The following is a 23,204-nucleotide window of genomic DNA, read 5'->3' on the forward strand; positions in this document are numbered from 1 at the left end:
CGACTGGCAACGACAACGTCGAATTGATACTCTCAGCCATGGTGGCGTACTCCGGGGGAATTGGGTCTTAAGCAACCAAATTCAAACCCAAGTACGCCGCCTTTTTCAACTAACCCGTCCACAACATTCGGTTATATCTCACGCTTAAGACACGCCATCCAATGATTCCATGCATCAAGTACAGACTGTACGAAATGCTTCCCAAGTACTGCAGGCTGCCCCAACCGAGCCAAGACGTTAATATTCGTCGTTGAATGGTAAACCAAAGGGAAGCCGTTGTCAGTAACGCGGCCCATTTATACGGTGTAGGATCGGTCCAGAGTGAGGCAGCCACACAGGCCGCAACACATCCACACAGCCAAAAGGCAACCTCTCCGCCATACCACCAACGAGCGAAGACCCCCAACGCAAACATATACCAGGTATCCAGGCAGAGGCCTGTCACATGATACCAACCGGGCGCCGAGAGGATGGCTGGCAGGCCGTAAAATACGAACAGTAGGAAGGGAGACGGGCGGTCGACACTCGACATCTTCTGCACAAGCCCCAGAAGGATGATGTATAGCAGATAAAACTGAACCTCATGGACCAGCGTCCAAAAGACTGGTTCAATCGGCTGGTAGCCCAGTAAGGGGTAAATGTAAGCTACGTGGGCAGCAACGCAGCAAGGGGTGGGCAACTTTGCGGTGTGAATCCCAAGTACTAAGCTGCTGAACAGCGTTCCGCCAACAGCCGCCACAATTGCCAGTCAGTACGGCGGGTCCAGGCGAAGAGAGCGCCTGACAGCGAACGTCGCGAGATAACGGCCATCAACACGTGTATGCGCAACGCTGTGCGCGATAACAAAGCAGAGATGACAAAGAAAACAGGAACTCCTAAGTTGCCGTACTGCAATACAGCTCGCAGGCCTCCTAGCGCGCTGGTGTCGTCCACGTTCTCGAAGATACGATGACCGGTGAAGTGATAAAGCATTACGGCAACCGCCGCGAGTCCACGTAAGCCGTCAATGTACAGGAATCTTCCACGTGACCCGTTCGGGTGGTGCGATACCGCGTTGCAGGAGGTGATATCGGGGAAGGGGGATGCGCCGCGGCAGCGCGGTGACGGATTCCCATGGCCAGGAATTTCAGCCCCGGAAGGGGGAACCGTGCTTTGCTGACGGGCTGGCTTTCGAAGAACCGTATCACATGCCCAAAGAAGGTCCTGTTTCCCGGACGTTCACGGAGAGGGTCAACCGTTTGCTTCCTGGGTTGGGGAGCTCTTTCTGATACCGCGGCTAAAACGGGCGTCAGAGCCACATTTGATTCTCCGCGATTCAGTCGCGCAAACGACCTCAGCTGGTCCTTCCATGAAACCTTCTAAGTGAATGTGATTCGAGTGCTCCCGAATCAAACGCTTTAGCCGCGGAAGGCGTTGCAAAGGGCGGCACGCGATCGTGTGCCTGTCGAAAGCATGCCCGTTATGCCAAACGATGCCACGATACAAAGCAGCGGCATGTAGCTAACTCTGAAGCGGCAAAACGACTCGGGGCCGCCGGACAAGGCCAACACGTAAATTGCCGGCAACCACAACGCGGCGAGCGCGCCAAAGCGACGCCGAACAACGAGAAGTACCGTCCCCATAGCCTGTAATGCAAAGACTAAGATTTGAATCGTAAGTGCGCCCCAGCGAACTCCGTCCAAAGCCATCGTGGACTGTGCAGTGACCGCCCGATGAATTAGCTCATCAGATACATCCCCACTTTCATCTAGCACGTTGTCGCTGCCATATAGAAATCTCGCCAAACCATCACGGCCGGGACCAAACAACTCGATCAACATCCCGTGCAGATGAAGCTTTGCGTAGATAATGGGATGATTTCTGATTACTTCCCATCCCTTCCCTTTCCAGGATTGCCAGATATCACCACGTGATGCGCCAGGAGCGGCAGAACGCTCTAGTTCTTCTACTAGCCTGTCCCGTTCTACCTCGCGGCTGGTGCCGCGTAGTTCGGCCCGCACGCCAGCCGCCTTATACTTCAAAACATTCACGGCTGTGACACACGAAATGTCCGGATAGTCTGCCACGCGAGCATTTCGCAGAATCCAAAGAGATGCCGGTGTCCACGCGATTAGACAAGCGGATAGGCTCATGAAAAGGGCTCGCCGCGTCCGGAGTGACTTGGCGCAAATAGGCAACACCAGAAACAGGGCCGGCGCCAACAGCATAACGGGATGCACAATAATCGCGGCAGACATTAACAATGCACCAAGCCAAAGCTGCATCAGACCTTGGTCTCGCCAGTAACATGCGAGCAGCAAAAATATGGACGTAACGGCCAAGGCTGAGAATGCCTCGGTGAGAAGCAAATTCGCGTAGGTAATAGAAAGTGGGTCAATTGCCAGGAGCAGCGCGGCCCAAAGGCCCGTTCGCACATCGCTGACCAAACGGCCAGCGAGAAATGTCAGAGGGATCGTTGCTACGCTGAAGACGATCTGCAGGACGATGACGGCCTGCGGGATCTCGCCGACGAGTCCATACACAATTGCAATGATCACCGGGTAACCCGGCGGCCGGTAAACGTCCGGCTCGTAGGGAGACTGACGCAGCTGCGAGTAACCGCGCCCCAAGGCAAGATTGGCGCCGATATTATGATAGCCCCACGAGTCATTTTCCATGAAGATAGTGACGTGGTTCCAATTCAATATCAATGGTAGCAAACGGAGGATCATTCCCAGCAAGACCATTGCCATAAGTGGCGCTCGCCATGCTATTCCTACAGGATCAGTCAATGTGGTATGACTCATGGCTGTGAGAAACCATTTTGATACTGGCGGGTTAGTACGCTCAGACAGGACTTCCTCGACGACTGCGCGCAAATCCAACTTCGAAAAGCTTCGACCGCCCCCCGGTCGGTGAATATTTTGCGGGTCGAAATTGGAGCATTCATACCTTCATGAGCTGATGAGCAAAAGTAGATACCGATCGACAAAAATGCCATGTCCCCCCGAGCAGCGACCAGATAACCATCGACGACGTTTCGGGAATCGCGTTCACGCGCACATTGTCCAGGGCTGGGCCAAAGGCGGTAATCGAATCGGGATTGTCGTCCAAGCTCGAAAACGACAGTGTCGTCATGTTCGTGTTGGCGGTGAAAACAAATGCTTGATTAACCATACCGGGTTGTGATCCCCATCCGTGCCGCCCGAAAGAAAGTAGGTATACGTATTCGATCCTGCATTTACGCTGGCAACGATTCCTAAGGTCTTGGTTGTGGGAAGGCCGTCTGCATTACCCGATATGTCAAAGAGCACCTGACAGGTTTGCCTGACGACCGCCGCGCCCATGCACATGCTAAACACGATCGGGCAGGCGAAGCGGCAATCGTGCGGAGAGCTTCGGAAGGCGCTCCTGCGGGATTGCAACGACATTCGTGAAGCCCTCACCCGTTGGCTCGTCGTCCTTCGTCATCCTTCGGAGCTCGATCCCCTTAATGGACGACGTGAAGCAAAAGAGACTGTATTCGTGACGATTGGTTGCGCGCAGCACGTCGCCGACCGACGAGCCAAATCGTGCAAGCGCGGCCGGGTTGAGTTCGAGAAGCATCACGGGACGATTATGCTCCAAGAGCGCTTGCGCACCCTCGAGCATCAGCGATTCTGCGCCCTCGATATCGCATTTCAAATAATCTACGCGAAGTAGTTTACGGTCTTGAACGTACTGGTCCAACGACGTTGCCGCGATTATTTCGGCGCGATACGTTTCCTCGATATCGATGGAGGTCGTGCCGGCGCCGAAGGTGGGCGTGATCGGTACGGTGCCGACCGCGGCTGCCACGGCAACTCGATTTACGGTTATCGCCGAAGCAAACTCATTCAGCACAACATTATTCTCGAACTTGGTGAGTTCGTCGGCCGAAATCTCGAAAGCATGGACCTGCCCCGTCGGCGAAACCTTTCTTGCGGCCAGCAATGAGTAGTAGCCGAGGTTCGCCCCGACGTCGAAGACTACATCGCCGGGGCGTAAGTTCAGTTCCAGAAATCTTGTTTCAGCGTAGTCGCAGTAACCTGAATAATACAGGTACACGTCGAGCATATTTTTCAAGTGGAGTTGAAACCAGGCGCCGCGACGCTTGGCCACGACAACGCGGTCGCTGCGTAAACCGTATGACTGTATCATCGACGACATGATTTTCCAGCGCCCCGGAAAAGGAGGCGTTGATTTGCCCAAAGCTAGTGTCAGGAGGTGCCCGATGCGATTCATTTGCGAATGAGGAATCGTTATACCGATCCATCGAATAGGCGCCGCGGCAAACGGTTGAGAATGTGCGTCCTGTCAGGATTCATAGCAGCTCAACAAATCACTTAAGGCGAGCAGCCTTCGAAGAAAATGCTCATGCGTCAACGACGCGGCGACATGCTCATGGGCGCGGCGCCCCATATTCTGAGTTCCCTCGGTATCCTCCCAAAGCTGGAGGATTCTCGCCTTGAGCTCCAGAGCATCGCCCGCCGGTACGATATAACCAGTTACTCCGTCAATGATATGGTCGGACGCGGAGAGATCATCGGCGCATACGACGGCCTTGCCGTGCCACATGGCATTGCAGGCACTGGCTTCGCCCGCGCCCCGAACTCCCCCGGCATTGATTGTAATGACGACGAAGCGACTGCCAGCCATGAGCTTGGCGAATGAGGGTTCGACGGCGGACAAGATGATGACGTTGCTCGGTACGTTCAATCCCCGGATCACAGCCGGGTCCGTCGCCGATATCATTACCGGGATGCCGGTTCCGCGCACCGCTTCGCAGAGCGTCGCGTAGTCGCGTTTCGTATTGCCGCCTGAGAAAACATAATTGCCCGGAACAATCGCTATCGGCTGACTCTGCGAATGATTGGCTTTATAGGGCACGAAAACGAACCGGTTCTCAGGGACATCCAGATATTCCGCCTGCAGCCGAATTTGCACGCGCGAAAATACGACGCAGAGGCTACTGCCCAAGACCATCCATCGCAGCACTCTTCTCTTAAGCGGGGAAGCGCTCTCTGGATACAATTCGAACAATAGGATCCGTCGTTTCCAACGACCAAGGAAGTAGTTCAACACGCAAATTACTTGTCCCAATCGATGCCCTCCGTTGGCGATCAAAACGGCATTGCCGCGCGTTCTCCACAACAGGTTGCACGCGAATAGAAAATCGCGAAGTAGCAACGCATTGGGGATGAAGGCTAATAGTCGAGGCAACGGCACAACTTGATCGCACAGTCGATCGCCCGCGGAATAGTCCTCGTAACAGACAAGGACGCCCTGCTGCGGCATCGTGTCGCCGACGCGATCCAGAATTGTGAAGTTCTGTCGCACGTCGTCAATACTTGGCGGTTCCAGAGCGACACGCGGAGGGCAATGACCGTGAGAAAGCGTACTCATCGAAAAGACTCTTCCATTTGTGCAACGGCTACGCAGTCACGCGACGCGTGCCGCGACGCCGGAGGTACAGGTTGGGGTCATATACGAGAAACCTCTTCAGGGACAAAATAGGCTCCTCGATCAAATGCCATGACAGCACGGGTACGCGAAAAATGATGATCATTCTCGCCATTTTGACCGCCTGACCCCTCTCCCATGCAAACTTCGCGGCAGTCGGTCGGCGCCCTCTGTGAAATACAAGGTGCTGAGATTGGCTTACTGACTGCCGGCCGTCGCAACTTTTTCAATCCGTGAACTCATACGGGGGGCATCGGCACGTGCCCTTTGCCGTTCGAGGCGTGCATCAAAAGGAATCGCGAGCCTTAGCAAGGACCAAGTCGGCGACTAACGGCGTATGGTCCGAGCCAACATCCTGGGCGATCCAACAGCTTCGGCAGCGAAAAAACCCCGAGTCAAAAAGAATATGGTCGATCCTGGAGCCGTAACTCCAGCCCCGCATGGCGCTATTCTTCGTATATCCGAAGCCGAACCCGCTTGTATTGAACGCGTTTGTCCAATGCGACCAGGTACTTCGATAGATCGCGCTGTCGACAGGCATATTGAAATCCCCAGCGATGATCGTGGGACCGTCAAAATCGGCGATCCACGCTTCAAGTTCTTCCGACTCCCATAGTCGGTATTCCGTCTCTTCACGCAGCATCCAGCTTCGGGCAGGGTTCACAGCCGTTTGACGATCCAGGACTTTTTCGAGCCCCGGTCGCGGCGTTTGTAAATGCACACAACACAGCCCGACGTCGCCAACGGGATGCGCCACAAGACAGCGTAGCGCATTGACGGGCGGCCAAGGGGAATGGGGATGTGCCCGCACGGAGTGTTGCACGTCCCGCAAGGGAAAACGAGAGGCGACGAGCAACTGCCCTTTGCGCAAGACTTGCCACTCCGGGGGGAACTCGAACTGCACCTCGGCGGAGCACTCCTGCAGAGCTACGAGATCCGCCTGCTCAGCGCGTACCAAATCCATCAGCGCGTTTTGGGCAATTGCACCTCCTTGAACATTGCAGGTCAGGACGCGCAGACTTGGTCCATTGGCTGCACCGATTTGTCTGAGCGGCAATCGTAAGCCCATGATAGGAACTAAGAAAATCAATCCTCCCAACATCAAGGGCCCCAATGATCGACGATTGGCGCATGCGGCCGCGGGAATGAGAGCCGCTAAAGGAATCCCATACAGCCAACGCGGCGCATAAAGGAGAACTGTGGCAAACCACCAGCGGTCGCCGCATGTGCCGAGCAGTATCCAAATCGATACGATGGCGATCAAATACGTCCATGCGGCGAGGCGTGCGGCTTTGCGAATTACGGTCAAAGCGGCGCTCGGTTTTCGGCGGTTGCTCTGTCCAACAATATTATCTTGAGTATGCACTTGCAGCATTTCGTGGCTCGGTGATTCACTGCGGCTTTCACCTCGCTTGGCGTTCAGCACGAGACGTTTTTGATGACTAGCTATATCGTTATTTCGCGACGTAATCCGTTTTGTATTCACCGCTTCCCTTTTTGTCGCCTGCCAGCATGGAGTGAACCGCTGCGCGCTTTTTGGCCGCGTTTTCGATTACGACCAGCATTCATGGCCGTTTACCAGGTGTACCCGGCAGAGTTCGGCGAAGTCGCCCTGGCATGAGTCATCTCAGTACCACAACGAGCGGAGTTCATTTATTCTTGCCGACTATCTCGACGCTGGGTGCATGCTCGTACTCCGCCGACAATTCCTTGGCCGGCACATTGGCCGTTAAATGTTTTCGATAGGGAGCATTTCCTTCGTCGCCGTCGCGACCGAGCCAGTACTCGACGGCGTCCTCGCCAATCTCAATGCGACGTTTCCCGGGATATTGCGATGCCGAGATCTCGATGTCCTCCAACCCTACCCCGGCGTTTCCCTTCGACGCGCGCAACGAGACGAATTCGTTTCCTTTCCAATAACCAGAAAAGAATGTTTTGCGAGTAGACTGCAGTGGCACTTCAGCGAGTGGGCGGAGTGCCGTGAGAGCCCTCGCGACAACCCATTGTGACCAAGGATTGTCTGCAACATGAATCTCATCACATTTCGCTGAGACAGCCTCTTGAAAGGCGGCTAAGGCGTTCTGCCCGTCGACCCACTGCAGGTAATTCCCCACCATTGGCCTGCGTTGCTCGCCCGAAGTGTCGTAGCCGGATAGCGAAATAATGTGGTGGTTGCTGCAAAGCTGATTTTTGTCGATAGCGTAGTCGCACTGCTCATGGCCCTCGAACGTAATCGCTTTCGCAAATTGCGTGCGGGACGGCTCGCCTAGCAGGAGGGCGTAAACGGAATTGTCGACGATGGTGCTAGTGGCGCCGGGTGTCTGACTAGTTAGGTAGATGCCACTTGCGCCCGCGTACAGTCCGCCGCCAACCGCAAGTATGGTATTGCTGCTTACTACATTTCGGTGCGCGGCATATCGTATGCGTACTCCGGTGGCGTTTAGCGAGTCTCCGTACTCCACATTTGGTCGATTCCAACATAGCATCACATTGCCGACAATTTGATTGTCATTCGCTGGATGCTCTTCGTTCGTGCCATTCAGCAGCACTCCGCGACCATCAAGAGGCAGCATCACATTATCCCGAATTTCCACGGACGTCGGCTGATAGCACCATACGCCGTAACCATTAGTCGCAATGGACAAGTGAGAGATGACGTTTCCGATCAGCCGTGATCCAGCCTCGTGGACATTGAACCCTGAATTACCACCAACTAGGACGTTACCGATGGCCACTACCTTGGGCGAAGTAACATTGGCAGGACCGGAGTGTCGGTTGGACGCGCCATCTTGTTCGCTTAGCAGCACGTTCCGACGCAACTCTACATCGCCATACCGAAGGAAGATGGCTTGCGCATCTTCGCCACCTGCCATGATCGTGCAGTTCTCAATCTTCAGGTTGTTAGCGTGAAAACTACGAACGCCGTGACTTCTGGGAGCCTTTTTGACTTGTCTCAAGACCAGGTTCCGAATGGTCACATTGTCGGCTTGGCGACCCTTGATCGGCGGCAAGATCTTGTCGTCTTCAGCCCAAGCCCCCGTGTAAACAACGATCCCGGGCATGGCCGCTTTGCCATCGGTATTGAACTCGATGACATGTCCGCGTCCGTCGATCGTCACATTTGGTGCCGCAATGACGAGTGCCGTCGTCGCTGCGATGTAGTCCCGATCCAGTACAATCCGCGAGCCGGGCTTCGTGATAAGGACAGCGCGCGGAAGATGCTTGGGATCTTGCGCCCTGGGAAGCAATGGCGCCTCATCGTCCAACAACAGAGCGCCAAAGGCACGTGCGGCCACACTCTGTGCAGACGTCGGCATTGTGGCCTGCGATTCTACACCTTCGTCCCCAGACAGCCGTGATCCGTGACCGAGGAACAATGAAAGTGCGATTACACGAACCCACCGGTGGGTGCCTACGATTGTTAGCACCGTAAGCGCTCTCCGGCATACCAGAACATTTCGAAGAGTCGCGATCGAGGTAGAACGCTGCGCTATTTGTCTCAAGCCGGTTTTCAGAGTTAGGTCGCGTCGGACCACGGCGCGGCTCACGTCACATTGTGCCGCAGATAAAGTCATGCGACGGACGACATTTGGTTCAAACTGACGGACCGCTCAACCTTTGATGCACGCCAACTGCGCATTTGCAGTTCCAGGACGCAAACGGAAAGTGCATAAGGCGCAAGTCCAGTGGCAAGGACAAAGGCAAAACTCATCCACTCCCCGGGCGGTCCCCAGTACACTCGGGTGACTACCCACACTGCTGTCGGGATAAGTGCGACAAGCAGGGGTGGTAGCCAGGCATGCAGGCCGTACGTTGCAATGCGAACCTTCGTGCATCGGCAGATATGCTGAGCAAGTGCTAGATTGAGGACGATATTTGGCACAGCCGTTCCAATCGCAACTCCGACAATACCGAATGGACGCACAAGAGCAACGCTGAGGATTAGATTTGTAATCGCCTCGAGAACCGTGGCACCCGAAAACCACCCGAGACGTCCAGTACCAAAGAGGATCCGTGCCGAAACGGATTGCGACATCGTAAGGGCTAGAGGAACGGCCAAAACCCACAGAGTGGTAAAGCATTCGCTCGCATATTCTGGGCCCATCCATATGGAGATGAACGGTTCACCAAGAATTATGAAGCCAAGCTCGATGGGTAGCACAAGGTATAGTACATACCTGGTACCGGTGATCAAAATGCGATGAATTCCTGCTGTATCTCCACGGGACTCCAGCGCACTTATCGATGGGGTCAAAACCGTCGTCAGACTACGAATGCCATCTTTGGCATAACTGACGAGTTTCGCTCCGATCATGAAAAATGTGATCGCCTCTGGTGCTAAGAAAGCACCAATTACGATCGCATCGGTTTGGAAAGACACTCGACTGGCTACCATCACCAGGAATGCATGGCCACTATAACTGGCGATGCGGCGCACCGTAGACCGATCCACGAACCTTGGTGCAAAGCGCAGGCCCGGCAGGCGCAAATGTGCGAAAACGCCAACCACGGCACATTCCAGCACGCCACACAGCAGCACGATGGTCGCGATTTTCGGGACAGCACCGTCGCCTTGAATCGCTAGCATGAATAAGGCGTACCGAACGGTTAGGAAAAACGTCCGGATCGCCGTTTTTGTTGGAAAGTCTCCCAGCCCGTCGAGAGCCGCAGCGTAGACATTCAATGGCAATCCAATTGCCAGATTGAGTCCCAAGGCGACCAATAACCATTGCGTATCCGAGACTAACTCGGCTGGTACTCCCAGCGGATTGGACCAGAGGAAGGCCAATGAAATGGTCACTGCCAAAGCGACGAGACCTGCGAGGGCAAACAGCACGATACTTGTGCTGAAAAGCCGGTTGACTTCGTTCTCGTCATGCACTTCGTGGAAGCGGGCGATATAGCGTACCACCGCGGCGCCGATCCCGAAATCGAGGATCGACAGGTAGGCCAGCACTGACTCCACCAGCGCCCAGATGCCGTACCGCTGGTTTCCGAGCCCATGCACCAGCAGCGGGGACATATAAAACGCACCCACCGCAGTCGCGCAGAAGCCGGTTGCGCTACAGAACGCGTTGAACAGAATGCGATGCTTGCTCGTTATGCTGGCTGTGATCAACCGATCTCTTCCTAGACTTTCAGTAATTTGACGATCTGGTGCGGCCTTTGAACAACTTCACACGCTGGCGCATATCGTCGCGCATGGAAATCGCGAACTCTATTGGCGCAGTTAATCCAAACAGCGCGACCCCATGGCCGGCGGGTGCGGAGAGGTGGGATCATTCTCCGCGACAATGGGCTTCCGACAGCGAACCCCTTATGCACATATTTGCACATCGGTTTGTGCGTCGTCTGCGAAAGACTCCTTGAGCTATTCAAGGATCTAGGCGGGTTCGCACCTGCATTCAAGACGACAGATTGGCCTCATATATTTTGACAGTTCATTCCATCTGAACGTGTCTCGTCGTGCTGCCGAGGCGTCGACAACCTTGATCAGATCCCGGCGCGATCGCCTTCACGCAGGCCTGCCGCGCCATGCAATCCATCGATTGTTTCGCACATGCGTAGCCTGCGTATATTGCGCGCCGCACTCATGCTCCTATTACACGCTCAACTGCTTTTGATAACGCCATTCTGGTTTTATTAGGTCACATGCCCACTTTTCCCCACGAGACTTTTTGCGTCCAGTCCTCTCGGCCGACGAGCCGCAAGATATTCTCGCGGATCCACGTTGGACACAAGCATGTCAATATTCCACGCCATGCCATTTTTAATCCGGGGTAGTATTTCAATGCGTTGATAAATGCGGCGAATGCCTGCCTGCGGCGCCCTTCAACCATGAATACGATACCGACGTCATGCCAATACTCCGCCAGGGTGAAACTGCGCACGCGTGGCGCGATACGCACCTGGTTCTCCTCATCTTGTAAAAACGACTCGATAATCTGTCGCACAATTTCCAGTCGCTTGCCCGGCGCGCTCGATATATTGGCGTGTCCGGTGCGATAGAGAACGAGCGGGTCATTCACAAAGTCGAACTGGTAGTGCTTTGCGATGCGCAACCACAACTCGTAGTCGATGGCCATTGGAAGTGCTTCGTTGAACCCTCCGGCGCGCTCGAAGACCTCACGACGCACCACGGCCGAGGAGAAGCACACACAGTTGCGACGAAAGATTTCATTGAGTACGTTGCCGCGATACAGAGGACGTTGCGGCACCGACATGGCACGACCAACAGGGTCCATTACCTGCCGAGCGCTATATACGACACCGATTTCAGGCTTGTTCAGAAACAGTGGGATTTGCCGCTCCAGCTTATCCGGAAGCCACAAATCATCCCCATCCAGAAACGCGACAAACGGCGCGGTGCTTAATGCAATTCCAAGGTTTTTCGCAGCCGACTGGCCCCTATTCGTGGTGCGATGATAGCGGACGCGCGCATCACTCAGAAATTCGCTGACGATTTGCTGCGTATCGTCGGTAGATCCGTCATCGATAATGTGCAATTCAAAACCGGTATAGCTCTGTTCCAATACGGATTGTATCGCCTCCCCGATGTACGCCCCATAATTATACGTGGCAATAACGACGCTAACCGTGGCGGGGTTCATGTGGGCACTGCTGTCGGTGAAGTATATGCGTTAGAAACATGGGAAATGCAGAAACGGTATTTGCCCGAGGGCTCCTGCGGTATACTTTCGACAAATTCACAGTTGTAGGTGCAACCAGGTCCAAAACGCTCTTTCGTCAGAGCATCCAGGCGAGCCAGGCTGGACGTATCAAAGATGTGATCGCGGACGATTCTGAAAGTGAACCGGTCGACAGCCTCCTGAACAATCTGAAGTTGTCCAACGCCTGGCACGAGCATGGCAAAGTTCTCGGTCAGCGAAATTCCGGATATCATTTCGCCGGCAGCGGTCGTCACATAATCGGCTTCGCGTCCTTCAATGGATTCCAGGAGCGGCAAACCACGGCCGCAGGGGCAGACGCGATCCGCGGCAATCGCGGTATCGCCGACTTTGTAACGCAGCATAGGCATGGCATGATTCTGCAAATCGGTCACAACAACGGATCCCCGCTCTCCCGGCGCGGCAGGAGAACCGTCGGACCGAACGATCTCGACGAAAACTCCTTCTGCATTGACGTGCAGGCCATCATGCCGTTGGCATTCGCACGCGATCAAGCTCACTTCTTCGCACCCGTAGCGATTTGTAACCGGACAATCGAACACTTCGGCAATGCGGCGGCGCTGCCAGTCATGCAGCACCATTGCTGTAGAAATAATGCCGCGCGGCTGAAAACCCGCCCCCCCATTTTGCCGCACGTATTCCGCCAATAGATAAAGCGAATGAGCGTGGCCGAACAGCAGCGACGGAGGCTTCCGACGCAGGCGGTCTGTAAAGGCAGACATCGAGGCAGAATCCATTTTCAGGGTATCTAGGTAAGTTGCTCGCTCGAGCAACAAATTGCGCAGTCGTCCACGCCAGCCGCGCCGCACGTATTCGGGATTTCCCCACACGCAAGCAACCCTCTCTCCTAAGCGCCAGCCACTCCATTGATCGGAGCGCACGGTCGCAGCGCGTTTGAATTGCTGTGCCGCCTCGTCGACAACAACTTCTACGGCTACGCCTGTCGACCCAGAGGTCTTCTTCACCTGCACAAGGGCGTTGGCATAGGCGGTTGAACGCATGTCGGGGTAATGTCGCTGCAGATCTTGCTTGGTCAATAGCGGTAATAGGCGAATGTCATTAAGCGAACGAATATCATACGGCTTAAGTCCCACCTCATCGAAGCGACATCGCCAAAACGGACATGTGGCGAAAGCGTGCGCAATCAATTGCCCCAGGGCCTCGAATTGCCGCGATTCAACCTCACGTAGCGACACGAATTGGCTTCGTTCTAATTGACGATAAATGCGCAGGTATGGACTATACTCCCAAGCTGCCCAAGCGGGAGCAATGATTCCACGAACTACGGGAGAGAACCTATCCTTGCTAGCCATTGTGATCACTCGCCCAGCCATTTCGCATCGCCAGTGCTTTGTTCGTCGTACGCGTCAGGCCTTCCATTACACAAATGCCACGTCGGCGCCGATCTCGACATCTGCTTCGACCATAGTGCTCCCCGCTTTCTCTTGCACTTCATTCTCGAAAGCAGCCTGTTGCAAGACATGTAAAGCGATAGCTTGAAAGGCACCCATCCACATCCAGTTGTAACGGTACAGATTGTGGCCCCCCAGTCCCATTACCACTAGAAAGGCCGTCGTACACAACGTACTTATAACCACATAGTGCGAGAATGATGCGGCGCACTCTGGCGCGTCTTTTGCAATCCGACGTGCGTCACGATAGTTGAGCACAAAGCACAACACGATCGCAGCGAGGCCCAGCGCGCCCAGGCTGCCGAGTTCGCCCAACACCTCTCCGAAGAGATTGTGCGCCTGAATCCCTTGGCCGGTGGCCTCGGCGAAGGCGCCCGGGCCAACTCCAAGGACTGAGTGCGTCTGCCATAAGGCGACACCCTCCCAAAACAGCTCACTTCGTGTTTCTGCTGACCGCTGTGCGTTTTGCGGTCCGTACGATGGATCGATCAAAGTCAGGTAGCGGTTTTGTCGGTCTTCAGGCAGAGCGTTCCATAGAATCATTAGCGCCGCAGCCAGAAGCACCATCATTCGAATTCGATGCTTGCTCGCTAATACCATAATGAGTACGTAGGACATGAGTACAGGGAAGGCGGTTCGTGACCCTGTCAGTAGGATGCACACTGCACAGAGCACGATGTATGCAAGGATGAGCAGTGTCTCTTTTAAGGTTTGCGCGGTGTACCAAAAAGGGAGTGCCATCGGCAACGAATAGATCAGGGTTCCGGCAAACGTATTAGGATCTCCTGAAGTTGTATCTACTCCCACCATGCGCGAGGTTCCCATTCGCCATACATATTTCCCGTTGAAGTATTCTCGAAGCGAATGACACGCATAGAGACCAACCGCCAGCAGAAAGAACGCTACAAGGCGCTTGAGATCCGCCTCATTTCGCACAGAGGACATCACCAACAAAAACAGCACGCCGGTTTTCGCATAGTCTTCCACCTTTTTGGTACTGACGTCCCCATAGCTGCTCATGCTCCACGAGGCCAGCATGACGAGGAAAAACATACAGAATGCCGCGTTTATGCGATTACGAAGCCAGCGTTTTCGATCCGAGGCAATCCATGCCACGACAACGCACACCATATAAACTCGTTCGACGCGCAAATCGCCTAGCCATGGCCATACCTCGAACGGCCGATGAATGAAGAGCCACATATACCCGCCCAGGAGCCAAATCATCTTTGCGCACTCCAGACGATGGGCGCCGACGGCTGCATCCCGGGAATCGTTTCGATTGACATAACTTCGTGCAAAGCAATCGAGGCCGAACGCCACTACGCGTTACGTTGCAGACGGCTTCCTTAGGTCGGCCTTGATCGAGGCGTATTCAGTCAGCCGGGCCCGGTAGAACTGCTCATGCAACTCAGCGACTCGCGGCCAGAAAAAGGCTTGCACCGCGATTTTGGCTGACGCGCCGAATGATGCGGCGAGATCAGGTTTGTCGAGCAGATGACATATATTCTGCGCGAGTGCTGGCGGATCGTTCGCCGGTACTAACAGCCCGGTGCGTCCCACGTCAATTAATTCCACATTGCCCCCGACGGCGGTGGCGACGATTGCACGTCCGGCGGCCATGTATTCCAAGACCGCATTAGACAGCCCCTCGGAATGCGAGCTTGAAACTGCAATGTCGATATTGGCCAGGAACGTCGCTGCGTCTGTTACCTCGCCGAGCAAATGAAATTGCCGTGATAAACCACGTTGATCGACGAGTCGTTGCAATGCACGTCGTTCTGTTCCCTCGCCCGCTATGACGAAAGTCGCCGCCGGAAATGTACGACCCACCAAGGCCGCTGCTTCGATCAATACATCTAATCCTTTCACCGCGCGCAGGTTAGCGATGGCTCCTATGCGGGGCGCTTCACTTCTCCACGTCGACGCAAGGTCGGGCACTGCGTTGAATCGGCCCAGGTCAATTCCATTAGGCAGCACCTCCACGGACGCAGGGTGCGCATGTTCTTGATCGACACATACTCGGCGCGCGGCTTCACAATTGGCGATCGTGCAAAGCGCAAGCTGAGTTGATAGCCTTCCCAACAGACGGTGTCGCCGCGTCAGCGAATATCCTACATTACGCCGCGTGTGGATCACGGGGACGCGCGCCAGCCTCGCGGCGAAAGTCCCAAAATACGTGCTGTCGGGAAAATGCACCTGAAGAAGGTCTACCTGTTGTGCTCGTAGCCAGCCCGCAAAACGAATTGCCTTGCGCATTGCGGAAGGTCGCGCAAGTGATCGAACGCCAAATCGTTTTATGGAACAATTTACAGGCTCAAAACACCGGGATACCTTATCGCGACCGTCAAGGATGCAGAGAAACGGCTGAACCTTAGCTCGATCCAAACGGTCAATCAGTCCCACGAGTTGAGATTCGGTCCCGCCACAGGCAAGACGATCTATCAAGTAGCACACGCGAATCGCGCGATGCCAACCCTGACCGGACGGGCGATCTAAAATCTCGGGGTCAGCGGCCTGAGTGGGTGAATACATCGTTTTCATTCGAAGACAAGGAACGGTTTGGCTCGATCGTGCTGCCCAATTGCTGAAAAAATAGCTCCTCGTAGGCCTTGGCTTGCGCGACGAAGGAAAACTCGCGTTCGACTCGGCATCGACCGTGGGTTCCCATTGCCTTATGAAGGCTCTTAATGCCAGCGACCTGAACGAGTCGGTCCGCCAGTGCGGCATCATCGCCAGGGGGTACCAAATATCCACTTATTCCGTCGTCAACCACCTCGGGAACACCGCCTACGGCCGTCGCCACGACAGACACGCCAGCAGCGAACGCTTCCAGGACAACATTTGGCAACCCTTCGGTAAACGACGGGAGGGCCAGAATGTCGAAGTGCGGAAAGTATTGGTCCAGTTCCGCGTGGAACCCCACCAGTTTGACTCGATCTTGCAGGCGCGCGACGGCAATTTGACGTTCGAGCTGCGAGCGAAGTAGCCCTTCTCCAAACAATAGAAAGCCGATCGACCTATCGCTTTCCGCGACACGTGCCGCTGCTCGTATCAGGACATCAAATCCCTTTTCGGGGCTTAACCGACCTGCCGCGCCGACAATAATCCGCGGCGGCGATTCGAACATAGCGAGTAGGCGGGCGCGGTAGCCGACGTCGCGACATTGAAAACGCCTGGTATCGATCGCATTCCGAATCACAATCACACGATCAGCCGCGACACCGGCCTGGCGCATTTTGACAGCTTGGGCCTGTGAGACGCACACGACTCGATCCATCCAGTGCAGAACTCGTCGATCCAAGGCTTCAAAGCGCCTGACCTTAAAGCTCGCCCCGGTCCAACCGCGCGATACGGCTATAACGGGTATCTTTTCCTGCGCCGCCGCGATGCGGCCTATCAGGTTCGCCTTATATCCATGACAGATGAGCATGCGAGCCGATGTGCGGCGTAGTATTGACCGCACCTCACGACATGCGGCCCACAGCTTTGGAGTATCATTGACGAGTCCAAAGGCTTCGAATCCTCGGTCGCTGGCAACTTTCAAGAACTCTCGACAGCAACCATCCTCGGCGAACGACGCAAATACTGTCCGCCAATTCGTGAGATGCTCCGCCAAACCGAGCATTTGCCGCTCGGGACCGCCATAAAAGCGCGATGCCGCAAAATGCACGACGGTCAACACAGGAACGAAACCCTCTCGACAAGGCGTTAAAAGGGGCGTTACGGCCACAATCTTCTAACCTAACGGGTAGGATCCATTGCGGACGGAATTTGTCGCTAGTTGAAAGCAACAGTTCCTAGAAACACGCTGAACTGCTCGGCGCGCCGACGCCAGGTATTCACGCTCGCGATCGAGATCGCCTCTTGTTCCCTGGCAAGAGAACGGCGCGCCATTAACACTCGCAACTTCTCGCAAAACTCGTTTGGCGTGCTCGCCAGTTCGATCGGTCCTTCAATACGCTCCAACTCTGGCAGCCGCGTAGCTAGGACAGGTAAACCAAGCGCAAAATATTCGTATAGCTTCAATGGATTGACGGCCCTGGTAAGTCGATCGATGACAAAAGGGATCAGGCCGACGTCAAAATATCTTGCGTACTGCGGCAGGTCTGCATACGCGACCGCCCCCAAGCAATACACGTTGGGTTTCTTTCGAAGTAAACTTAGATCCAGTTCTGACCTACCGATGATCACGAACGAGACGTTGGGAAAGTGCTCGCTCAGCCGGCTTAGCAGCTGCAAATCTACCCAACTGCTCACCAGCCCGAAGAACCCGACGATCGGACGTGGAATTTCCTCTAATGCGGCAATCGGTTCCCGACAGTCGGCGCCACGTCGAAAGTGGTCAAAGTCCACTCCCTGAGGTAGATAGAGCGTAGCGCGGTCCGGTCGCCCTTTTTTGACTAGGTCCGAGCTTGTAGCAACAATGGCGTCGGTATGTTCGAGAAGATCCTCCTCCATCTGTCGCCAGTCCGAACTGTTCAGGCCCGGATAGTGCGGCCAATCGTCGACGCAGTAATAAATTTTTGGAGCCGCGTCGACTGACTTAACGAAGTCAACCGCTGATGGCCACGTAGTCAAGAGAATCGGCCTTTGAATCTGATGCGCGCGACATAGCTTCTCGTAATGCCGCTTAAGACTTATACCGTTCAGCCGGCGCACGATCGGCTTGAAATAGGGAATTATGATCGGTGTCGTCACACGCGGAACAAGCGTCGGTTGATGGCTCGTCGTGTGAGCCAACAGTCCCGCTCCTTCCGCCATCCAGCGTCGAGCCACGTGCGTCACTTTGGTGAGATCGCTGCGACGTAGCTTCGGCATGCGGCTAACGAGATTCAGCCAAAATATCCGATTGTCGCGCAAGAACTGTCGCATCAAATGGACTGTCGATGTCGGCAGCCCGTTCCAGTCGTCGGAAAGTACGACGATATCACGCCCGGAGATCATGACTTCGCCCCATGGCTGCACTTTGTTACTCGCGGTAGAACTTTTTTGAAACTCATATCTTTGTGTAGATTCATCACCTTTCGGAGCGTTCTCTCTGCGATGTTTGGTTCCGACTTTACTCTTTTGCGAACGTCATTCATGTCAGATACGACCGCTCCGCGCGGCTACGAGCCCGATGCCGAGTCTTTTACGTCGTGCGGCCGTACTTTTCCGCGAGGCCCTTTTTCCATTCTTCGTAGCCTTGCGTGACACGACCATGCTTAGCGCCGGTCGTCGAGCGCGCTTTTCGCGACCTTCGAGCTCCCTGCGCTTTTTGAGCCTGATCCTGCCTGGTTGGGCCGCCAACCCGTCCCGGCGCTTCGAATTGCGAAAGGCCTCGCCGCCGTTCGCAGCCCTGTCGACGAGCTGGGCATGCTTGCGGAAAGCTTTGAACCCCCGACATTCTTCGCTTTCGTTGACCGGGGGTCCGCACCGGACTTCGACTTCGGCCGAGAATTCGCAAAGGGATTGTTGGATTTTAGAGGAACAGGATTTTTGCGTTTCGCGGCTAACGTTTTGGCATTTATTGGCTGGGCCTTCGTTTTTGGCGTCATCGCAGTTCTTGGCGCCGCGCCAGTCTTCGCCTTCGCCCGAGTTGCAGGTTTGGGCGCAGGTAAAGGGGCAGAAGTCGGCACGTAAGCCTGGGGTAAGGGCACCGCAAACGGCCTCGCCTTTGAGCGAGCTGTTGCCGACGAGGAGCTTTTGTGAAGGAGAGACCTGTTCGAGTAGGGCGCGCCATCTTGTGCCGCGCGAGTTATGCCATGGCACGGTCCACACGTATTGAAGTCGATGCATAAGCCGATTGCGACGTAGCGCACAAGTATTGACGTCAGATGGGCGCAAGCCATATCAGTGAGTCGCTTTACCTCGCGAACCAAAAGCTGCGATACCTTCATAGATATAAGACTTCATTGCTTTCCTAAATGGATGCCCGCACCTATCCGTGGCCAATCCATTAGGAACTCTCATGCCGTGTGACATCCTCGGCTGATCGACGAGTTGGTCGTATCAGCTCCAGCAGGACTCCCATGCCGGCGCCAACGTGCAACGTCATGAACACTGCCGGCAGCAATGGCAACTCTTTCCAGCAACGGTTTCTGATCGCCAGCCCCGCCGAGAAACCAACGACGACCAGACCATACGAGGCCACGCCCGTCGCGAGCAGCCATGTTGCCGAGCGCGACCACGGGGTCAACAGAGCGCCCACGAGCACAAACAACAGAAACAACGCAGGCACGAACCCCAAGGGCGAAAACGTCTCCGGATGTTTGCGCAACAACCGCATCCGCCCCCGGCCATAACGCGACATCTGTTGAAACAGCCTGGCCAACGTCGCGCGCGGATGGTACCCCACACGCAGCGCGGGCACGAACACGCAACGCATGCCGGCGCGATCGATCCGATGATTCAGCTCAACGTCTTCACAAGCGTCGAACGATTCGTCGAACAGCCCTACGCGATCGAATACCGTGCGACGATAAGCCACGGCCACGCTATGAGCCGGCACGACTTGCTCGCGCTTCGAGAAGACGTGCGACGCCGGATGATGCCCCAGTCGCGACGCGCGAGCGATGCCGATCGCCCGCTGTAACGTGCTAGGTTGCGATGTTTCGAGCGGCTGTGGCCGGCCAAGGCAATCGGCGCTCGTCCGCTCAAATGTCCAGGCCAACTCGTCAAGATATCTATCCGAGCCGATCTCGCAGTGACCATCCACGATCAGGAGAATTTCTCCGCGTGCCGCCTGAATGCCTAGGTTGCGTGCCGCGCTCGACCAACGTCGAGGATTGGCAAGCAAACGAACACTACCAGATTCATCGATGAAGCCCTGTACGATTTCTCGCGTGCGGTCCGTTGATTCGCCATCAACCACGATGATTTCGAAGCGATCGAGCGCGTAGCTCTGCCGCAATAGGGCGTTCAAGGTGCTCCCGATCGCACTCGCCTCATTGCGAACAGGCATAACGACCGAGATGAACGGTCGCGCGGCAGATGCAAGACTGCCCTGAACCGTGCGGTCGCGATTGGTTTCTAGGATGCTCATCTTGGTGAAAGGCGACTCTTACTCTTAAGCTCGTCATCGGCCACGACGTCAGCTAAACGATCTATCTTGGGCCACGGCAATGCTGTAACGATTCAGCAGATCGGGGTAGATGACGAACTGGACAGTGCCGACACCGCTGACGACTCTGCAGCCTCGGTTTGTGCCTGCTTGATGCAATCTCGCAGGCAGCCAAATCGAAACGATGCGAGCAACCGGCGTAATTTAGATTCGGTCGTCCTGAGATTGACGTAATGCCGTCGTCGGGCCAGCCACGACCCTGCCCGCAACCGAGGCTGCTCCGGATCGATTTCCCAGGGGTGAACGTAAAACACAAACGGTCGAGCAAGCTGCTGATTGATGCTGCGTAAGGAGCGAATCGTGAACGGCAGCGGATAAAGGCGAAAATAGCCGCCCCCCGAAACGGGAATGTTCAAGCGTGCTTTGCGCACAACTGCCGGAGGAAATTCCCACAAATCGCCACTGGCCGTATCGATCTGATGTAAACCGGGCTGAGCGTCCGGTATCCCATAGCGATCGTGGTAAATCGGGAAGATGCTGGAATCAATCGTAAAGCCTTCGTCAGCCAGAATCTCCAACGCCCAGAACGAATTCTTGGTGATCGAGAAGCTGGGGGCTCGGTAGGCGTTGATTGGTTCGCCAATGATCTGCTCAAGCACATCGCGCGACTTTTGCAGGTCTGATCGAAACTCGTCAGGCGTGAGTTCATAGACAAGCCGGTGCCAATAGCTATGAGAACCGATTTCGTGCCCTGTGGCGTGAATATCTCTCACGAGTTGCGGAAATCGCTCGGCCACCCAACCCAAGACGAAAAACGTGGCTCGCACGTTCCGCTCGTCGAGCAGGTGCAATAATCGACGCGTATTTTCGACCACGCGGCTTTCGCAATGATGCCAGTCGTGACGCGCGACATGTCCTTCGAACGCCGAGACTTGAAAGTAGTCTTCGACGTCGATCGTCAGTGCATTGAGTACTTGTGACACGATTTACTCGTTCCCCGCGTGGTCAGTTACTGCGCCGTAGTTCATCGTGGCTTCGTTTGCTGCGACACCTGCGGGAGTGGGTTGCCCTTGCGCGAATGAGCGTCGCCTTGGCGAGGTACCGTGACCGTGTCCACCGTCGCCGCGCGAACCACCGCGGTGTCGGGTGGTCCGGACCTTTGAGCCACGTCCTCCGGAAGGTTCACTGCTCGATAAAGCCTCAGGATCCGCATCGATACCTTCTTCATTCCGCAAAGGCGCAATGCCGTCCAGCAAAGAATGCGCAGATCGAGAGTTAAACTCGCGTGGCGAACGTACTCCAGATCAAGCACTAACTTCCGTCGCACGCTGTTTAAGTCCGAGTCGGGAGGAAGGTTGACCTGCGCCAAGCCCGTTACGCCGGGGCGAACTACCAGGCGGGCAACGTACTCGTCGATTTCTTGGGCCAGAAAGTGGGTGAATTCCGGACGTTCGGGGCGCGGGCCCACCAGGTCCATGTCTCCTTTGACGACATTTATCAGTTGCGGCAACTCGTCCAAGTGCACAGAACGAATGAATCGCCCCAACCCGGTCAGCCGTGGGTCGTTGTTCGTGGCCCACGTCGGTCCGGTTCGCGCCTCGGCATCGTGCCGCATCGTGCGGATTTTATACATGGTGAAGTACTTGCCATTGCGCCCCACACGCACCTGCCGATAAATACCGGGCCCTCGCGAGGTCACTCTCACCAACAAGATCAACAGAGCAATCAGCGGTACTGCCGGGAGTAAAAGCACCACGGCCATGACACGATCGGGACCGTGCTTCCAGCGACAATAGTTTGACATCTTGATCGGCGGCCGTCCGCGGTCGATCTTCGTCAATGCCACTCCAGAGCGGAGCTTTTTACGTTCCGTGATGCTGGCCATGTTGCCAACTCCTAGATAGTGAGTGCATCTTAGACGGAGCTCGACGATGGCGACGACGTCGAAAACAACGTCGCATCGAGCGCAGGAAGAAAGTCACGCAGGAACTGCTGACACACATCGGGCCCCTGCTCGTCGGCAGGATCGGCCAAAGGCGCGGCAACTTGGATCTTGAAAAGCATCGACGCCCCTCCGTGCTCATAGCGCGGATTGACCGACGCGCGCCACTGCCCCGCCGCGTCGGCCCAGCCGTATACGACGCTAAATCGATTCTGCTCGACGTCGTTGGACCGAAAGACCATCCGCCAAAGTGATTCGTCGGGCCGCTGCTGGGGACGCGTGGCAATGGATTTGCGTTGCTGCACGATGGTCTGTCCGCGGCTGGAATAACAGATTTCCGGTGTATGCACCGCGGTTGGGCCAGGGGGGCCCACCAGCAAGGCCACTCGTACAATGTCGCCCGTTAGCACGTTTTTGTAACTTCGCGACAGATAGCCGGCGCATTGCAGCATTTGCAGCGTTTCGTCTTCGAACGGTTCCGAAGATTGTAACTCCCAGTCGCCTACCCGCTCTGGCACGCGTGCCACGCACTCTCCCGCGGCAATCAAATCAGGTGGTGTGCCCCAGCGATTGGATAGTTTCCCTTCCACCCAACCGGCGGCGATCGTCGCCGTACACGTTGCTGCAACTGCGAACATTAGGGCTTTTGGCATGAA

At 55.5% G+C, this 23,204-nt stretch carries 19 protein-coding genes; 1 reads left to right on the plus strand and 18 read right to left on the minus strand.

The genetic code is table 11. The features are described from left to right. Nucleotides 1–702: 702 nt before the first annotated feature. From VGN12_06615 to VGN12_06680, 14 genes are all read right to left on the minus strand, one after another. Nucleotides 703–1,125 (minus strand): acyltransferase family protein, encoded by a 423-nt coding sequence (locus VGN12_06615; GenBank protein HEY4309108.1) that lies wholly within the window; start codon nt 1,123–1,125, stop codon nt 703–705. Between the two features lie 272 nt (nt 1,126–1,397). Continuing rightward, nucleotides 1,398–2,732, minus strand: a complete 1,335-nt coding sequence (locus VGN12_06620; protein ID HEY4309109.1) for a glycosyltransferase family 39 protein — start codon at nt 2,730–2,732, stop codon at nt 1,398–1,400. Between the two features lie 193 nt (nt 2,733–2,925). Beyond that, a complete protein-coding gene (locus VGN12_06625) occupies nt 2,926–3,156 on the minus strand; it encodes a hypothetical protein (GenBank protein ID HEY4309110.1) in 231 nt (76 codons plus the stop codon). 177 nt (nt 3,157–3,333) lie between these two features. Further along, on the minus strand, nt 3,334–4,167 hold the full coding sequence (locus tag VGN12_06630; GenBank protein HEY4309111.1) for an FkbM family methyltransferase: 834 nt from the start codon (nt 4,165–4,167) through the stop codon (nt 3,334–3,336). 147 nt (nt 4,168–4,314) lie between these two features. After that, a complete protein-coding gene (locus VGN12_06635) occupies nt 4,315–4,977 on the minus strand; it encodes a glycosyltransferase (protein HEY4309112.1) in 663 nt (220 codons plus the stop codon). A gap of 769 nt (nt 4,978–5,746) precedes the next feature. Next, entirely contained in the window at nt 5,747–6,886 is a 1,140-nt protein-coding gene (locus VGN12_06640; protein ID HEY4309113.1) for an endonuclease/exonuclease/phosphatase family protein, read from the minus strand. Between the two features lie 223 nt (nt 6,887–7,109). Further along, nucleotides 7,110–8,726 (minus strand): right-handed parallel beta-helix repeat-containing protein, encoded by a 1,617-nt coding sequence (locus tag VGN12_06645; GenBank protein HEY4309114.1) that lies wholly within the window; start codon nt 8,724–8,726, stop codon nt 7,110–7,112. Nucleotides 8,727–9,031: 305 nt separating this feature from the next. Then, complete coding sequence (locus VGN12_06650; protein ID HEY4309115.1) at nt 9,032–10,579, minus strand: oligosaccharide flippase family protein; 1,548 nt, start codon at nt 10,577–10,579, stop codon at nt 9,032–9,034. A gap of 529 nt (nt 10,580–11,108) precedes the next feature. After that, a complete protein-coding gene (locus tag VGN12_06655; GenBank protein HEY4309116.1) occupies nt 11,109–12,071 on the minus strand; it encodes a glycosyltransferase in 963 nt (320 codons plus the stop codon). Then, a complete protein-coding gene (locus VGN12_06660) occupies nt 12,068–13,462 on the minus strand; it encodes a hypothetical protein (GenBank protein HEY4309117.1) in 1,395 nt (464 codons plus the stop codon). Before VGN12_06660 ends, VGN12_06655 begins: the two co-directional genes overlap by 4 nt. A 66-nt stretch (nt 13,463–13,528) precedes the next feature. Beyond that, nucleotides 13,529–14,788: an O-antigen ligase family protein gene (locus VGN12_06665; GenBank protein ID HEY4309118.1), complete on the minus strand. Its 1,260-nt coding sequence runs from the start codon at nt 14,786–14,788 to the stop codon at nt 13,529–13,531. A gap of 102 nt (nt 14,789–14,890) precedes the next feature. Next, entirely contained in the window at nt 14,891–16,105 is a 1,215-nt protein-coding gene (locus VGN12_06670) for a glycosyltransferase (GenBank protein HEY4309119.1), read from the minus strand. Then, nucleotides 16,071–17,246 carry a glycosyltransferase gene (locus tag VGN12_06675; GenBank protein ID HEY4309120.1) on the minus strand — a complete coding sequence of 392 codons (1,176 nt, stop codon included), beginning with the start codon at nt 17,244–17,246 and terminating at the stop codon, nt 16,071–16,073. Before VGN12_06675 ends, VGN12_06670 begins: the two co-directional genes overlap by 35 nt. Before the next feature lie 95 nt (nt 17,247–17,341). Further along, on the minus strand, nt 17,342–18,304 hold the full coding sequence (locus tag VGN12_06680) for a glycosyltransferase (GenBank protein HEY4309121.1): 963 nt from the start codon (nt 18,302–18,304) through the stop codon (nt 17,342–17,344). A gap of 615 nt (nt 18,305–18,919) precedes the next feature. On the opposite strand from VGN12_06680, the gene VGN12_06685 reads away from it, so the two are divergent. Further along, nucleotides 18,920–19,186 carry a hypothetical protein gene (locus tag VGN12_06685; protein HEY4309122.1) on the plus strand — a complete coding sequence of 89 codons (267 nt, stop codon included), beginning with the start codon at nt 18,920–18,922 and terminating at the stop codon, nt 19,184–19,186. A 316-nt stretch (nt 19,187–19,502) separates the two neighbouring features. Here the strand turns inward: VGN12_06685 and VGN12_06690 are convergent, their stop codons facing one another. From VGN12_06690 to VGN12_06705, 4 genes are all read right to left on the minus strand, one after another. Continuing rightward, nucleotides 19,503–20,588, minus strand: coding sequence for a glycosyltransferase family 2 protein (locus VGN12_06690; GenBank protein HEY4309123.1), 1,086 nt, complete (start codon nt 20,586–20,588; stop codon nt 19,503–19,505). Between the two features lie 92 nt (nt 20,589–20,680). Beyond that, nucleotides 20,681–21,589 (minus strand): XrtA system polysaccharide deacetylase, encoded by a 909-nt coding sequence (locus VGN12_06695; GenBank protein HEY4309124.1) that lies wholly within the window; start codon nt 21,587–21,589, stop codon nt 20,681–20,683. 41 nt (nt 21,590–21,630) lie between these two features. Further along, a complete protein-coding gene (locus VGN12_06700) occupies nt 21,631–22,491 on the minus strand; it encodes a sugar transferase (protein HEY4309125.1) in 861 nt (286 codons plus the stop codon). 29 nt (nt 22,492–22,520) lie between these two features. Continuing rightward, a complete protein-coding gene (locus VGN12_06705; GenBank protein HEY4309126.1) occupies nt 22,521–23,201 on the minus strand; it encodes an exosortase-associated EpsI family protein in 681 nt (226 codons plus the stop codon). Nucleotides 23,202–23,204: the final 3 nt, after the last annotated feature.

Source organism: Pirellulales bacterium (genome assembly GCA_036499395.1).
Taxonomy (GTDB): Bacteria; Planctomycetota; Planctomycetia; order Pirellulales; family JACPPG01; genus JACPPG01.